Origin of the sequence: Flavobacterium restrictum, from assembly GCF_007097245.1 — a bacterium.
GTDB lineage: Bacteria > Bacteroidota > Bacteroidia > Flavobacteriales > Flavobacteriaceae > Flavobacterium > Flavobacterium restrictum.
The window spans coordinates 1-16,612 of record NZ_VJZT01000005.1; the positions used below are offsets into that span (position 1 = coordinate 1).

Genomic DNA, 16,612 nt, shown 5'->3' on the forward strand with positions numbered 1-16,612 from the left:
TTTGGTTGAAAAAAAATTAGCGAATCTGCGGTAAATGGAACGCTGATGAAACGGATTTGCTTTGGCAAAAACACGGACAAAAACAGATTTTTTACTTTGGTTTAAAAAAATTAGCGAATCTGCGGTAAATGGAACGCTGATGAAACGGATTTGCTTTGGCAAAAACACGGATAAAAACGGATTTTTTACTTTGGTTGAAAAAAAATTAGGGGTAGAATCCTTTTCTATTTTTGGGTTTTCTTTGAAAAAAAACCGAAAATTAGCCCAAACCGAAACTAAAAACCTTCTTTTTTGAAGACTACTGGCTTACTTTTCAACAAAAAGGCTTAAAAAATCACGATTTACCACTAAAAATACTCGATTTTTATACAATTATTACGTGTTATTATAACGCATTTACATAAATTGCGATTTCGAATTAAAATCAGTGAGGTATGTCAGCAATAGATGCAGAGCGCGAAAGGTTAAAATTAAGAAATGATAATAAAGGCTGGAAAAAATGGGGCCCGTACTTAACCGAACGCCAATGGGGAACGGTTCGGGAAGATTACTCTCAAAACGGCGATGCTTGGAATAGTATTACCCACGACATGGCACGTTCCAAAGCGTACCGTTGGGGCGAAGAAGGAATTGGTGGTATTTCGGATAATAAACAACATATTTGTTTGGCTTTTGCCTTTTGGAACCACAAAGACCACATCCTAAAAGAACGCCTTTTTGGATTAACTGGCGGAGAATCCAATCACGGTGAAGATGTTAAAGAAATTTATTTCTACCAAGATTCAACGCCTACGCATTCCTACCAAAAAATGCTGTACAAGTATCCGCAAGCCGCTTTTCCGTATGAAAAACTGGTTAAGGAATCTCGAAAACGCTCCCGACTCGAACCAGAATATGAGTTGTTGGATACAGGCGTTTTTGACAAAGATGCTTATTTTGACATTTCGATTGAATATGCCAAAGCCGATGAACAGGATTTATTAATCAAAATCACGGTGGAGAATCGAGGAAAAACAGCGGCTCCAATTACGGTTTTGCCCACCATTTGGTTCCGTAATACTTGGTGTTGGGGTTATGATAATTACAAACACAAACCTACCTTAAACGGCGTAGGCAAATCCTTAATTGAGGTCAATCATCGTTTGGTAGGACATTTTAAAATGTATGCCGAAGCCGCCGATGAATTGTTATTTTGTGACAACGAAACCAATTTTGAAAAACTCTACAATTCGCCCAATTTAACCCGCTATACCAAGGATGGGATTAATGATTATATTGTAAATGATAAAAAAGATACTATAAATCCCAATCGTATTGGTACAAAAGCGTCCGTGAAATATGAGGATACTATTCCTGCCAAAGACAAAAAAGTGTACCGTTTGCGTTTTACCAATGGTACGCCAAACGCTCCATTTGCTGATTTTGATACTATTTTTGAAAAAAGACGTTGCGAAGCTGATGATTTTTATGAGTCCTTACAAAAAGGGATTCAAGACGATACGCTAAAAACGATTCAACGTCAGGCGTACGCTGGAATGTTGTGGACCAAACAGTGGTATTATTACAATATGGACGAATGGATTAAAGGCGATCCGTCGATGCCCAAACCCGATCAAAACAGAAAACACGGGCGCAACAGCACTTGGAAACATTTGTATACCGCCAATATTCTCTCGATGCCAGACAAATGGGAATATCCTTGGTTCGCCGCTTGGGATCTTGCCTTTCATACGTTGCCTTTGGCACGATTGGATCCTGATTTTGCCAAAAGGCAATTATCGGTCATTTTACGAGAATATTACATGCACCCTAATGGGCAAATTCCGGCCTACGAATGGTCGTTTTCGGATGTGAATCCGCCGGTACATGCTTGGGCCACTTGGAAAGTATATGAAATTGATAAGGAAATGAATGGTGGCATAGGCGATACCGTTTTCTTGGAACGTATTTTTCATAAATTGCTGTTGAACTTTACGTGGTGGGTAAATTTGAAAGACGAAGGTGGAAACAACATTTTTGGTGGAGGTTTCCTTGGAATGGATAATATTGGCGTTTTTGACCGCTCGGCAGATTTGCCCACAGGAGGACATCTCGAACAAGCCGATGGAACAGGTTGGATGGCGATGTATAGCTTGAATATGCTGCGAATAGCGTGCGAAATCGCCATAAAAAATCCCGTGTATCAAGACATGGCTTCTAAATTTTTTGAACACTTTTTGCATATTGCCAGCGCCATGAATGCGATGGGAGATGACAAATTGAATTTATGGGACGAGGACGATCAGTTTTATTATGATATGTTGCACAAACCCAATGGCGAGTCGGAACTGCTCAAAGTGCGTTCGATGGTTGGATTAATTCCGCTTTTTGCTGTTGAGGTTTTAACCCCTGAATTACTAGAAAAATTACCTGATTTTAAGCGACGTGTCGAATGGTTATTAGACAATCGCCCTGATCTAGCCAGTTTAGTTTCGAGCTGGTACAATCCCGGTAAAGGCGAGAGTCGTTTGCTCTCTATCCTTCGGGGACACCGAATGAAAATGATTATGAAACGCATGTTTGATGAAACGGAATTTTTATCGGATTTTGGGGTGCGATCGCTATCAAAATACCATAAAGAACATCCTTATAAATTTAATTTTCATGGCGGCACCATTCAGGTAGATTACACACCAGCAGAGGCTACAGGCGATATGTTTGGAGGAAATTCGAACTGGAGAGGCCCCATTTGGTTTCCTATGAATTATTTGATTTTGGACTCATTAGAAAAATTTGCCAGTTATTACGGAAACGATTATGAAGTGGAATTCCCTACTAATTCAGGCAAAATGATGAATATAAAACTGGCAGCCGAAGGAGTTTCCAGACGATTATTGTCACTTTTTGTACCCGATTCGAACAAAAAAATTCCCATGTATGGCGAATACGAAAAGTTTCAAAAAGACCCTGAATTTCATAAAAACCATTTGTTTTTTGAATATTTTGATGGCGATACTGGCAAAGGTTTAGGAGCCAATCATCAAACGGGTTGGACAGGATTAATTTCGGAAATTATTAGACAGTTGTATGTGAAATAGCGACTTGCTTTTTTGAATATAAAAACAGCTTTTCAGGATAACTTTTGATCCCGAAAAGCTGTTTTTTTTATAACTTCATGGCTTCGGCTACTAATCTTCCTGTTTTTAAAGCCGCATTTATGGAACCGTTTAACAAATGATCGCCACAAATAAATAAGGTTTCAGTTATTTTTATTTCGGAAAGGGGAATTTCATCTCGAACACTATCTTGATTGGGTAAACCATACGCAATACGGTAGGTTTTAAGCATTTTCCAATGAGAAACTTGCGTGCCATACCATTGTGAAAGTTCCGCTTTCATGTTTTCGGCTAATGTGGTATCGTCTTGGGTTGGTATGCCGTTATAGGAAACGGAAATTAATACTTTCCCCTTTGGCGCATAGGCTTTTGAAACATTGGAAATAACAGTTAAATTCGAGACCCATTTTTTATTTTTTGAAGCATTTAAAACCACCACTGCTTTTTTGGTTGGTGCAACAGGAGCCTCAAAATAAACATTCGTTACTTGCTGTGTGTCACTTTTTTGGTTGGGATAAAAAGCTTTACTAAATTCACACGCATTGGTTGCCAATACAATTTGCGTTGCTTCTAGCACGGTTCCATCTTCGAGAAAAACGCTATTTGCTTGAATATTGATTACTTTTTTATGGTATTGAATGGCCTCTTTGGGTAACTTATGAAGCAATTGTTTCGGAATTTCTTCCATGCCCAATTCAGGTACAGCAACATCACCATCAGAGAACATTTTCATAACAAAATCAAACATTTTGCCCGAGGTAGTCAGCTTGTTTTCTAAATAAATTCCAGCCAAAAAAGGCGCATAAAACCTTTCAATCATTTTGGAACTGAAACCGTAGCTCGCTAATTTTTGCAAGGTAGTTTGTTCCGGTTGTTCAAATAGTTCTTTGATAGTTGCATTTTGCAATTTGTTTTTTAACCAAAGGGTTAGCAATTTATCTTTTAGGGAACCAACGGGAGCAAAAAGAGTTGCCAACAAAGCGGCTGGACGTCTAAAAGGATCGGCTATTTCAAATGTGCCTCCATCGAACAAAACGGTTGCGCCGGGAAGCATTTTCTGGAGATTTAAATCAGAGTAGTTGAGTAAGGCTTTTGTTTCTGGATATGCGGTTAATAACACCTGAAATCCTCTGTCTAAAAGAAACCCTTGATAGGAATCTGTTTTTATACGTCCGCCAGCGCGCTCCGTTGCCTCCAAAAGAAGTACTGTGCGTCCCTGTTTGTGTAAATGTACTGCCGCCGAAAGTCCTGCTATTCCTGCTCCTATAATAATTACATCGTGTTTCATTGTTTTACAGCTATTTTTACAAAAATAAGCGAAAATGAGTTTTAAATAAAAAAGTGACTTCAATTTATACCAATACTTTTTAAAACAAATAAAAGACCTTACATCGCTGTAAAGTCTTTTGATAAAAGGCTACTTCTTGACAAAAATTGTTGAGAAGTAAACCCTAAATTATACCGATACTATTTATAAGCAGTATTGATATTAGTGTTTCAAGTCTGCAAATTTAGCATCTGCAGCAAAAGCAGGATTTGTTTTCTCTACCACTATTTCTTTTGCTACAGCAAATGCAGCCGTTTGTTTGATGTTCAATGAGGATGTTCCAATGGATACTTTGTAAGCACCCGCTTCGGCAATCCAGGCATTTCTGGCGGTAACAAACGAAGCTAAATCTTTAGGATTCAAAGTCAACGTAATGGTTTGACTTTCGCCTGGTTGCAATAGATTTGTTTTGGCAAATGCTTTCAACTCGGCACTTGGTTTGTCTGTATTTTTGGACGGAGCCGAAAGGTATAATTCTACCACTTCTTTTCCGGGCGTTTTTCCAGTGTTTTTTACCGTTACAGTAGCCGTCATTTTATTAGCAAAAGTGGTTGCGCTTAATTTCAAATTAGCTACATCAAAACTTGTATAGGATAATCCATAGCCAAATTCGTAAGATGGTTTAACGTTAAAGGTGTTGTAGTAACGATAGCCCACATAAACGCCTTCCTCGTAGGTTACACTTGTAGGGTTTTCGGCAGGTGTTCCAATCCAGTTTTTGAATGATGGGGTATCCGCATAATTTACTGGAAAAGTCATGGTTAATTTTCCTGATGGTGTTATTTTTCCAGAGAAAACATCGGCTACAGAGTTGCCGCCTTCTTGACCTGGTTGCCATGGTAACAGGATGGCATCTACACTATCTTTCCAACTAGCAGTTTCAATGACACCACCAATATTTAGGACAACTACCACTTTTTTGCCTTGAGCGTGAAAAGCAACCGAAACCTTGTTGATCAATGCTAATTCATCTGGAGCCAAATTGAAATCGGCATCTACTTTACGGTCATCGCCTTCACCTGCATTTCTACCAATGGTAATCAAAGCAACTTCGGATGAATTGGCTTTGCTTTCGATCATTTCTTTGCTCAATTCCAGTTCTTCAATACGTTTTGGAGAAGCCATTAATCCGCCATTTTTTTCACGACGTTCTAGTTCTTTGGCTTTTTGATCTGCTGCGTATGGTTTGTAAGCTCCTTCTAAATCTTTGTCTATTGTAAAACCGGAATTGGTTAATCCGTCAATTAAGGAAACGGTGTACGCTTCATTTACATCACCACTTCCTGTTCCTCCAGAAATAAAATCATACGAAGTCACTCCAAAAACAGCTAATGGAGCAGTTTTGGAAGAAAATGGCAAGGTGTTTTTGTCATTTTTCAATAAAATAGTTCCTTCGGCAGCTGCTTGTCTGGTTACTTCGGCATTGGCTTTTAAATTTGGTTTTTCGGAGTATTTGTAATTGTTCATCGATGGAGAACGCATTACCAATTCTAGGATGCGAGTCAAATCTTTGTTGATGACAGCAGGAGTTAATTTGCCGCTTTTCATATTGTCTAAAATCGCTTGTTTTTGGTTGGGCATTCCCGGCATCAATAAATCGTTTCCAGCGCTTAATTGTGCCGTAACATTACTTACAGCATTTGGAGCAAAAGGAGAATTTACACCTCCAAAACCATCATAACCACCAAACCAATCCGTCATTACCAATCCTTTGAATCCCCATTCGTTTCTTAAAACGGTGGTTAATAAATCTTTTCTTTGAGAAGTATAGGTGCCATTTATTAAATTATATGACGACATAATGGTCCAAGGTTGTGCCTCTTTTACCGAGATTTCAAAACCTCTTAAATAGATTTCGCGCAAAGCTCTCTCGCTAATGTGTGCATTAACGCCCATACGATTGCGCTCTTGATTGTTAGCCGCAAAGTGTTTTATTGAAGTTCCAACACCATTGGACTGAATCCCGTTTACAATTGCTGCCGAAATTTTTCCAGTAACTAATGGATCTTCAGAGTAGTATTCGAAATTTCTACCACACAATGGGTTCCTGTGAATGTTCATGCCTGGACCTAACAAAACGTCCACTCCATATTCCTTCACTTCGTTTCCTATCGCTTTCCCTACATTATTGATTAGTTCCGTATTCCAAGTCGAGGCTAATGAAGTTCCCACAGGAAATGCCGTTGCATAATAATTGTTGGGGTCGTTGTTTCGTTTAGGATTAATTCTCAAGCCTGCAGGCCCATCAGAAACGACAACAGTTTGAATTCCCAATCGTTTTAATTCATACGTTCCACCAGCTGCACCAGTTACTTTTCCTTGAAAACCTTCTGTTGTAAACTTAAAAGTTTTTACATCAAATCCGGGCATTCCAATTCCTATAAGTAGGGTTGCTTTTTCGTCATCGGTCATTTTACGTATCAAATCCTGAATTCTATCCGCCATGGGGAGGCGAGTATCTTCGTAAATATCTAATTTTCCGTTTTGGTTTAAATCCGAAAAAGAAAATCCATTACTAGTCAAAACGGGCTTTCCATTGGCATCTTTAGTTTCAGAATGCTTGTTCCATGAAATCCCAGAAACAACTGCTATTGAAAGCAACGAGGCTTTGGCCACTTTCAAAAAAGAATAATTTTTCATAAGGTTATTTTAGTTAATAGTATTTATTGCTTCATTATGAAGCAATATTAATTATTTTTTTTGATATTTGCATAAAAAGAGATTAAAATTTTCATTATTCGTTTTTAAAAAAAGAAATTACTTATAATATATTACTTTTATAGCCAATTTATACCCATGGAGTTTAAAAAAATAATTGAAGAAAAATCAAAGCAAGCCTGGGAAATTTACCTCCCTAATTTATCTATTGACTGCGTTGTGTTTGGATTTCACGACGCTCTTGTAAAAGTTTTGGTGGTAAAAATGAAGGAAAATAATCTCTGGGCACTTCCTGGTGGCTACATTTTAAAAACCGAAAATATCAAAGAAGCAGCAAGCCGAATTTTGCATCAACGAACAGGAGTTACCAACATTTACTTGCAACAATTTCGGGTTTTTAGTGATTTGAATCGTTCCGAAGGTTTTTTTGAAGCATTCGAAAACACCATTTGGAACAAACAGCGCTTCCTCTCGGTGGGATTTTATGCTTTAGTCGATTTTTCTACCGTAAAGTTAGTGGTTGATAATTTTTCGGACGCTTGCGAATGGAAAGCTATCGACGAATTGCCCGAACTCATGATGGATCACCAATACATTTTTGACAAAGCATTGGGCACTCTCCGCAAAGAATTGAACTACAAACCCATAGGTTTTAACTTATTACCAGAGAAATTCACCATGCCCGAACTTCAAAAATTGTATGAAATTATTCTGGGCAAAAAACTAAATCGCGGGAATTTTTTCAGAAAAATGTTGCGATACGATATTTTGATAAAACTAGACGAAAGTAGAAAAGGCGGTGCTCACAAAGCCCCCGATTTGTACAAATTTGATGTAGAAAAATACCAATTGGCACTTAAAGATGGCCTGAATGAAGGCTGGTAAATGTACCGAAATGAATTTCTTAATAACGCTTTTGGTAAAAAATACTGTTACAAAAACATTTTTTTGGCTATGCCCACAAAATAAAAAAAGACCTTACATGGCCGTAAAGTCTTTGATTGTATATTAGTTGAACTGAATTCTAACTTATATTTTTATATAAATCTTCTTTTTATTAAGATAAAAACCAACCAGCCAACAAAATAGCATAATGGAAAGGGCAAATCCCAAAGAACCCAAATAACCACCCAACCAAGAGATAAAAAGAGTGTCAGCAATCCAATTATAAGCTGCATTTCCTTTTATCGTAAATTGATATAGCACGGTAACAAGCAACTCCGAAAGCAGGTAAATAAACAATGGATTTTTGCCAAATATTTCGAAAAAGGAAGCCCATTTCGTCTTTTTTAAAATATCCAAAACATAGACTAACACGGACAACACAACAAGATCAAGGCCTATGGTTAGCAAAACGAAAGAACTTGTCCAGAGTTTTTTGTTTATTGGAAAAAACAAATCCCAACCCAAGGCAAGAACAATTAGCAGGCCTCCTAGAAGACTCATTCTGGCGATAGTTTTATAATTTTGACCACTTTTTTGAAGGAAAGAACCCGCTAGATATCCTCCAATTATGTTGACAATTGCGGGCAAAGTGCTCAACAAACCTTCGGGGTCAAAAGCTATTCCGTTGCCGTGATACATGTGATTTTCGCCAATTAACCACGCATCTAATTTTAAAACAGCATTACCCGCCAGTGTCAAATCGCCAAAGGCAACAAGCACTACTTGATAAATAAGAAGCGCCAAAACACTAAAGAGAATCGCCCCTTTGGTACTGCAAAAACGCAAAACAACCGAAGCAAAACAATAGCACAACGCAATTCGTTGCAAGACACCAAATATTCGAGTGTCACTTAAGGGTTTTAGACCTCCACTATCAAAAAACGGAAACCAATACATTAAAAAACCCAATAAGAATAGGATTGCAGTGCGTTTTATAACTTTTGAAAAAAAGATTTTATTAGACAAGGTTTCATATAAAGGCATGCTAAAACTCATGGAATTACCCACAATAAAAAGGAATGTTGGAAAAACCAAATCCGTAGGTGTAAAACCGTGCCATTTGGCGTGCAATAAGGGTGCAAAAGTAGTGGCTTCTTTACCAGGAGAGTTTACAATTATCATAAGTGCAATATCTAAACCTCTGAAAACATCTAATGATAAATACCGTTTTTTAAGTTGATTCACTGTGTGCTTATTTATAAAAAGGAATTCCTTTTCAATTATACAAATTACTATTTTTTTCGTTTGGGTTTGTATTGTCTAGACTACCACTTTTTTTATCTTTCCTGACAACCTGCTTTTTTCGGCTGTAAAGCCAATGATATGACTTTCAACAGAGACATCAATTGAGGAAGAAAGCAACCCTGAATTTTGTTCCGATACAGCTTTGACCCAATCCGCAACTAAATTCCAATCGCCGCCACCATGAGCATCACTGGTAAGTTTCCAGTCCGTCTTTTCTCCAGTTAAAAAATTGGTATACGTAAATTGAGACATATCCCCCACAATATCGCCATGGCTCCCCATTACACGGGTACGCCGACCTTCGTAGGATGTAAAAGCCTCCATACTAAATGCTGCTGTAACTCCATTAGCAAACTGAAGATTGGTCGTATAATGATCTGGTTGGTCATTATCCATATCATACACGCAACGCCCATAATTAGTCGTTTTCAATCGGTCTAGAATCACCTCGCCGTGTGTATTTACATCGTCTGGAAGGTCAAAAACATACGTTCGTTGCCGATCGCGATAGTAAATTTTCAAAGCGCTGTAGGGACAGTCTTTTTCAATAGCACAGCCGTCTATACAACGAGCTGTGGCACCAGCGGGTTTGTTTTCTTTTTTGAACCATTTCAAATTACCAAAAGCGGCTGTTTTTTCGCAAGAACTTCCCACTAGCCAACGCAAAATATCCAAATCATGGCAGGATTTAGCAAGAATTATGGGAGTGGTCTCTTTGCTATTGTGCCAATTTCCACGAACATAACTGTGAGACATGTGTATGTGTTGAATGGGTTCTAAATGTTGAATACTAATAAGCGAACCAATACTACCATTTTGAATAAATTCTCGCAACTTGATGAAATAGGGAGAATACCGCAACACATGACAAACGGCTACAATGCGGTTTGTTTTTTTGGCCAAAGCTAATATTTCTCGGCATTCTTTTTCGGTGGGTGCAATTGGTTTTTCTAGCAAAATGTCATAGCCCATGGCCAACGCTTTCATACATGGATCAAAATGTAAATTGTCAGGTGTTGAGATGATGATGGCATCAGCGAATTTGGCTCTCTCAAAAACATTTTCCCAAGTAACAAAACTGTTCTCCACAGGAATATTGTGTCGTTGACAATACCGCTTGTTTCTAATTTCGTTAGGATCAGCTACGCCAATAATTTTTAAATGATCTGGGAATTTAAATGCGTATTCCCCATACACATTGCCCCGATTACCAGCGCCCAAAGTAATTGCTGTAACAGGTTTGTCAGGAGCTGGATGTTGCACCAGACTGGGAATATGCACCCGACTATTTGTTTCAGCAAATCCTTGTAAAGGCAAAGTCAACAATCCTCCAGTGGCAAGTCCTAAAGTTTTGATTAACTGTCTTCTAGAAAGTTCGTTTCCCATATTAAATGCTTTTTGATTAAAAAATTGACCCTTTTATAGTTTTTTAATTCCCTATCGATGCGCAATTTTCTGTTTGGTTTTGTTCCTTTTACCTACAATTCATGCGTTCTGAATTAGAATCTACAAGAATCCTGCGGTATAGCAACTACTATTTATATTCAAATATAAACAATTTTGGTATTGATTGCTTTTTTAAGGACTTACTATCTACCTGATTCCCTTTGAAATAACCGTACTCCTTAATTTATGCTACGGCTTTTTCAAGGAGCTGGAATTCTTTAAAAAAACAAAAAATAATGAAAAAAAGCATTACAATACTACATATGCTCGCTGTTCTATCTTTATAAAAAATACTTTGTACTAGTTTCCCACCTAAACGAATTTATTGATTGTTTACTCTCTTTGTTGAATGTAATGCTACAATTTAGAGGGCATAATCCTTTTTGATTGGTCTTGTTTGCGCGGATTACAAATAGAATTGTGATTTTTTTTTGGTGCATTTCCCAATTGTTTTTGAGTTTGACAATTGGCACAACAATTCGGAATTTTAAAATAGGTACCTCGAGATTTTAGATAGGAATCTTTTTTTATCAAAAACCCTTTCAAAGTTGTCAAATGACAAGATTTTCCTTTTTAATAAAACTTTACGAAGTACTGATTTCGCTACCGCTATAAAACAAAAAAGACCTTACATTGCTGTAAAGTCTTTTTAAAAAGCTCCCTCTCTTGGGCTCGAACCAAGGACCCTCTGATTAACAGTCAGATGCTCTAACCAACTGAGCTAAGAAGGAAACTGTATGTGTGTACTGCGTGTAAGAACGTTTTTAGGTTGCCTTGACTCACTTTGTTTGTTCGTTTAAGCGGTTGCAAATATAGTGCTAAATTTGTGTTCTGCAAATAAAAATTAAACTTTTTTCTGTTTTTTTTATCTGCCTACAATGGCTTTGTAAATATCGTTTCCATTGGCAAATAACAACAGGGTTATAAGTAATACGAAACCAACCATTTGAGCATTTTCAAGGAATTTATCACTTGGTTTTTTGCCACTAATGATTTCATACAATAAAAACATAACATGTCCGCCATCAAGGGCAGGAATAGGCAATAAGTTCATTACACCAAGCATGATTGATAATAATGCGGTGATGTTCCAGAACACTTCCCAGCTCCAAGTATTTGGAAAAATATTAAAAATAGCCGCAAAACCACCTACTTGTTTGTACGCTTTGGTTTCCGGATTGAAAATCATTTTTAGTTGTTTACCATACCCTAATAGCTGATTTTTGCCTTTTTCAATACCAAAAGGAATCGATTCTAGAAAACCAAATTCCTGTTTGCTCACTTTATAATACCCTAATTTTTCAAGCGATTCTATTTCTAAACCACCCATTTGAACGCCTAATTTTCCAGCAGCATTTACCTGAACAGGAATGGGCATTTCCTTATGATTACGGAGTACAACAGCAATAATGGTTTTGTTTTTGTTGTTTAGTAAAACCGTTTTGGCTTCATCAAAATATTTTGTCTTTTGTCCGTTTAACGAAAGAATGATGTCTTTTGGTACCAATGTTTTATTTGGCGATTCGGCAGCTACTGCACCAATTACAAACGGCATTCGAATGGTGACCAACGGCCCTTTTTCTTGTTTAGACAGTTGATCTACAAAATCAATAGGCATTTTGATGGTTTGTTCCGCACCATTTCTATCGATGAGAACTTGTTTTCCCATGATGATTTTCATGTTCACATCGTTATCAAACTTGACCACTTTTTCTCCGTCAACTGCTATAATTTTATCCCCAGTTTTGAAACCAGCATTCGTCATAGCTTTGCTTTCAATTAATAAACCATCGGTCAAATCGGCATTGGCCACATACGTATCGCCATAAACAAACGCCATCCCGATGTAGATAATAAAAGCCAAAATAAAATTCACGGTAACCCCGCCCAACATAATAATCAAACGTTGCCAAGCTGGTTTAGAACGAAATTCCCAAGGTTGTGGCGGCAAGGCCATTTGTTCCTTGTCCATGCTTTCGTCAATCATTCCAGAAATTTTTACGTAACCGCCAAGTGGCAACCAACCAATTCCGTATTCGGTTTCGCCAATTTTCTTTTTTATGAGGGAATATTTGACATCAAAAAACAAATAAAATTTTTCGACTCTAGTTTTAAATAATTTTGCGGGAATGAAATGCCCCAATTCGTGCAGAATAATAAGTAAGGATAAGCTCAATAAAAATTGAGAAAGCTTGATAACTATTTCCATTGTTTGATTTTAGTTCTTTTATAACGCACAAAAATAGTATTTTCTATATTAGTATTCGAGATAATATCCTTTGACGAGGTTTAAATGTTTGTTAAATACTTCCCTTTCAAAGGGTATTCCCCCATTTGTCTTGTAATTTTACATTTAAACAATACATACAATTTTAAATTTCATCAAATGGCTACACACTTATTTTCGCCCCTTGCTATAAAAAGCGTTACTCTAAAAAACAGAATCGCTATTTCGCCCATGTGCCAATATTCCGCAACTGATGGTTTTGCAACTGATTGGCATTTGGTACATCTGGGCAGTCGCGCTAGTGGTGGCGCAGGATTGCTCATACAGGAAGCGACTTCGGTATCGCCCGAAGGTAGAATCTCGCCCGAGGATTTAGGCCTTTGGAAAGACGAACATATTCAAAAACTGCTCGCTATCAATGAGTTTATTGTGAGCCAAAATGCAGTTCCCGGCATTCAATTGGCGCATGCGGGTCGCAAAGCAAGTGTTTCGGCTCCTTGGAACGGCAATAAAAAACTAGATGTCGCTCAAGGCGGATGGGAAACCGTTGCCCCGAGTGCCGTTGGGTACCATGATACCGAGATTGCGCCTCTTGCTTTGGATAAAATGGGGATTCAAAAAGTAATTTCTGATTTTAAATCAGCAACCAAAAGAGCCGTTCAAGCTGGTTATCAAGTCCTAGAAATTCATGCCGCTCATGGGTATTTGTTGCACCAATTTCTCTCGCCTTTGTCTAATTTTAGAACCGATGAATATGGGGGCAGTTTCGAAAACCGAATTCGGTTAACGTTAGAAATAGTTGCTGCCGTACAATCCGAATGGCCAGAAAATTTACCTTTGTTCGTGCGAATTTCAGCTACTGATTGGGCAGAAGGCGGCTGGAACGGATCAGAATCGGTGGTGCTTTCTAGAATTTTAAAAGAAAAAGGCGTTGATCTAATAGATGTTTCGTCAGGCGGATTGGTTTCGCACCAACAAATTCCGTTAGCACCCAACTATCAAGTCCCTTTTGCAACGCAAATCAAGAAAGAAACTGGAATTTTGACCGGAGCAGTAGGTTTGATTACCGATGCGCATCAAGCGGAATCGATCGTTGCCACCGGAAAAGCCGATTTGGTTTTGTTTGCCCGTGAATCGTTACGAAACCCAAATATCGGATTGACTTTTGCCGAAGCTTTACAAACCGATGTGCCGTGGCCAAAACAATACCAAAGAGCAAAAAACAACTAATACCGCTAATTTTTTATACATTCGTGTCGCTAAAAATGCTTAAAAAATGCAAAAAATAAAAACCGCTTTACTCTCCTATGGCATGTCAGGAAAAGTTTTCCATGCCCCTTTTTTGACCGTTCACCCCGGATTTGAACTATTAGGTTCTTGGGAACGCAGCAAAAAAGCAATACAAGTTGATTATCCTACTGTAAAAAGCTACGCCACACTAACTGATTTACTTGGTGATGACGTTGATTTAGTAGTTGTGAATACGCCCGTAGAAACGCATTATGAGTATGCCAAACAAGTCCTTCTTGCTGGCAAACACGCCATTGTAGAAAAAGCATTTACCACAACAGTCACACAAGCACAGGAATTAGCAGCTTTGGCCAAAGAAAAAGGCTTGAAACTGGCCGTTTTTCAAAACCGAAGATGGGATAGCGATTTCAAAACCGTACAAAAAGTCATTTCGGAGGGGCTTTTAGGAGAATTAGTCGAAGCCGAATTTCATTTTGACCGCTACAATCCGCTCTTGAGTCCCAAACAACACAAAGAAACTGCAAGTGATGGCGCAGGTATCTTGAAAGATCTTGGCCCGCATTTAATTGATCAAGCCTTGTGTCTTTTTGGTTTGCCCAAAGCTGTTTTTGGTGATGTCCGCATCACAAGAGCCCATTCATTAGTCGATGATTGGATTGACGCTACCCTTTTTTATCCTGATTTTCGTGTGCGTTTAAAAGCTAGTTTTTTTGTCCGAGAAGCCAATCCTGCATATACTATTCATGGCAAAAAGGGCTCTTTCTTGAAACCCCGAGGCGATGTACAAGAGGACGAATTGAAACTGGGCAACAAACCCAATCAAACCACTTGGGGAACAGAATCTGATGAAAATCGAGGACTTTTGCACACCGAAATGGATGGGAAAGTTATAAAAGAAAAAATAAAAACACTGCAAGGCAATTATTATGCTTTTTTTGAAGGCGTTTACCAAGCCATTGTACACGATGCCCAAGAACCTGTAATGGCTCAAGATGGCGTTCAAGTCATGCAAGTTATTGAAGCAATAATTCAAAGTTCCCAAGAAGGAAAAGTAATGCATTGTTTGTAAATACAAACAGCTATTTTTGGTTAAAAAAAACGCTATTTCTCGATACGCTTCGTCAACGAAAGTGAAGTGTATTGAGATTTTTTTATACCAAATACTCCTTAAATCGCTTCAAATAATTTCCCTGGCAACGGGCGAATGACACCTTTGAGTTCCATATTCAACAGCAAACCTGAAATCCTATAAATAGGAAAATCACACTCCAAAGCTATAACATCCAGCAGCTCCTTGCCTGACTTCATGAGGTAATCATATACTTTTTGCTCGTCGCTATCCAAGGTGACAAACAATTGTTTTTGCACCGCTTTCGACTCGGGTTTTATGTCCCAATTGAGCATGTAAACTAGATCAGCAGCGCTGGTGAGTACATTTGCTTTTTGGGTTTTTATAAGATTATTACATCCTTGACTGTACTTATCTGTCACGCGTCCTGGAACGGCAAAAACATCACGATTGTAATCGTTTGCCATATTGGCGGTAATCAAGGAGCCGCCTCTATCTGCTGATTCGATGACGATTGTCGCTTCAGACATGCCCGCAACAATGCGGTTTCTACGCACAAAATTCTCCTTGTCGGGATTCGAGTTGCTCCAAAATTCAGTCATAAAACCACCATTTTGTTCCACTTGTGCTACGTATTTTTTATGGGTTTTGGGATATATTTGGTTCAATCCATGCGCCACTACTCCTATGGTTTGCAACTTGTACTCTAATGCCAATTGATGCGCCACAATATCAACACCGTAAGCAAAACCGCTCACGATTATGGGATCTAGCGGGGCTAAATCTGCAATGAATTTGCGGCAAAATTCCATGCCATAGGACGTAATTTGTCTTGTGCCAACGATACTAATTATTTTTCGGTTTTTTAAATTAATGTTGCCCGAGGTAAATAACAAAACAGGCCCGTCAATACAATGCTTCAATCTATCGGGATAATTTTCCTCTTGAAAATAAGTCACCGAAATGGCATTATTTTGAATAAAAAGCAATTCTTGATTGGCTTTTTCAAAAACGGTTTTGTCCTTTAATTTCTTCATCAAAACAGTTCCTACGCCATCAATAGCAGCAAGTTGAGCCGTTTTGGCAGTAAAAATTGCTTGGGCTGAACCAAAATGAGTTAGTAATTTTTTGGCCATGATGTCCCCCACACCTTCTACTCTTTGCAAGGCCAACACATAAAATAAATCTTGTTCTACCATAACGCACTTTATCTGCTTTGTTGTTCTCAAATAATCACGCTAAAAATACGATTTTTAATCAGAAACAACTTCTTTTTTATTGCATTTTATTTTGAAATAAAAATAACTATTTGAAATTGAATGGTGTAAAAATCAAAACCGATTGTTAAT

General features: G+C 38.1%; 10 protein-coding genes and 1 tRNA gene. 4 read left to right on the forward strand and 7 right to left on the reverse strand.

Annotated elements, in window-relative coordinates; all coding sequences use genetic code 11:
- Window positions 1–434: 434 nt before the first annotated feature.
- A complete protein-coding gene (locus tag FNW21_RS06350) occupies window positions 435–3,077 on the forward strand; it encodes an MGH1-like glycoside hydrolase domain-containing protein (protein WP_144255905.1) in 2,643 nt (880 codons plus the stop codon).
- 67 nt (window positions 3,078–3,144) lie between these two features.
- Here FNW21_RS06350 and FNW21_RS06355 read toward each other — a convergent pair whose 3' ends face one another.
- Window positions 3,145–4,383, reverse strand: coding sequence for an NAD(P)/FAD-dependent oxidoreductase (locus tag FNW21_RS06355; protein WP_144255906.1), 1,239 nt, complete (start codon window positions 4,381–4,383; stop codon window positions 3,145–3,147).
- A gap of 201 nt (window positions 4,384–4,584) precedes the next feature.
- Window positions 4,585–7,062 carry a glycoside hydrolase family 3 C-terminal domain-containing protein gene (locus FNW21_RS06360; protein ID WP_144255907.1) on the reverse strand — a complete coding sequence of 826 codons (2,478 nt, stop codon included), beginning with the start codon at window positions 7,060–7,062 and terminating at the stop codon, window positions 4,585–4,587.
- A gap of 156 nt (window positions 7,063–7,218) precedes the next feature.
- On the opposite strand from FNW21_RS06360, the gene FNW21_RS06365 reads away from it, so the two are divergent.
- Window positions 7,219–7,965: an NUDIX hydrolase gene (locus tag FNW21_RS06365; protein WP_144255908.1), complete on the forward strand. Its 747-nt coding sequence runs from the start codon at window positions 7,219–7,221 to the stop codon at window positions 7,963–7,965.
- Window positions 7,966–8,109: 144 nt separating this feature from the next.
- Here the strand turns inward: FNW21_RS06365 and FNW21_RS06370 are convergent, their stop codons facing one another.
- The 4 genes from FNW21_RS06370 to rseP form a co-directional block, all read right to left on the reverse strand.
- Window positions 8,110–9,210 (reverse strand): acyltransferase family protein, encoded by a 1,101-nt coding sequence (locus FNW21_RS06370; protein ID WP_144255909.1) that lies wholly within the window; start codon window positions 9,208–9,210, stop codon window positions 8,110–8,112.
- 75 nt (window positions 9,211–9,285) lie between these two features.
- Window positions 9,286–10,656, reverse strand: coding sequence for a Gfo/Idh/MocA family protein (locus tag FNW21_RS06375; RefSeq protein WP_144255910.1), 1,371 nt, complete (start codon window positions 10,654–10,656; stop codon window positions 9,286–9,288).
- 717 nt (window positions 10,657–11,373) lie between these two features.
- Window positions 11,374–11,447 (reverse strand) — tRNA-Asn (locus tag FNW21_RS06380).
- A 134-nt stretch (window positions 11,448–11,581) separates the two neighbouring features.
- Window positions 11,582–12,925 (reverse strand): RIP metalloprotease RseP, encoded by a 1,344-nt coding sequence (gene rseP / locus FNW21_RS06385; RefSeq protein ID WP_144255911.1) that lies wholly within the window; start codon window positions 12,923–12,925, stop codon window positions 11,582–11,584.
- Between the two features lie 177 nt (window positions 12,926–13,102).
- On the opposite strand from rseP, the gene FNW21_RS06390 reads away from it, so the two are divergent.
- Both FNW21_RS06390 and FNW21_RS06395 read left to right on the forward strand, forming a co-directional pair.
- Window positions 13,103–14,173 carry an NADH:flavin oxidoreductase/NADH oxidase gene (locus tag FNW21_RS06390; protein ID WP_144255912.1) on the forward strand — a complete coding sequence of 357 codons (1,071 nt, stop codon included), beginning with the start codon at window positions 13,103–13,105 and terminating at the stop codon, window positions 14,171–14,173.
- A 46-nt stretch (window positions 14,174–14,219) separates the two neighbouring features.
- Window positions 14,220–15,263: a Gfo/Idh/MocA family oxidoreductase gene (locus FNW21_RS06395; RefSeq protein ID WP_144255913.1), complete on the forward strand. Its 1,044-nt coding sequence runs from the start codon at window positions 14,220–14,222 to the stop codon at window positions 15,261–15,263.
- Window positions 15,264–15,361: 98 nt separating this feature from the next.
- On the opposite strand, the gene dprA is transcribed toward FNW21_RS06395, so the two are convergent.
- Window positions 15,362–16,462: a DNA-processing protein DprA gene (dprA, locus tag FNW21_RS06400; RefSeq protein ID WP_144255914.1), complete on the reverse strand. Its 1,101-nt coding sequence runs from the start codon at window positions 16,460–16,462 to the stop codon at window positions 15,362–15,364.
- Window positions 16,463–16,612: the final 150 nt, after the last annotated feature.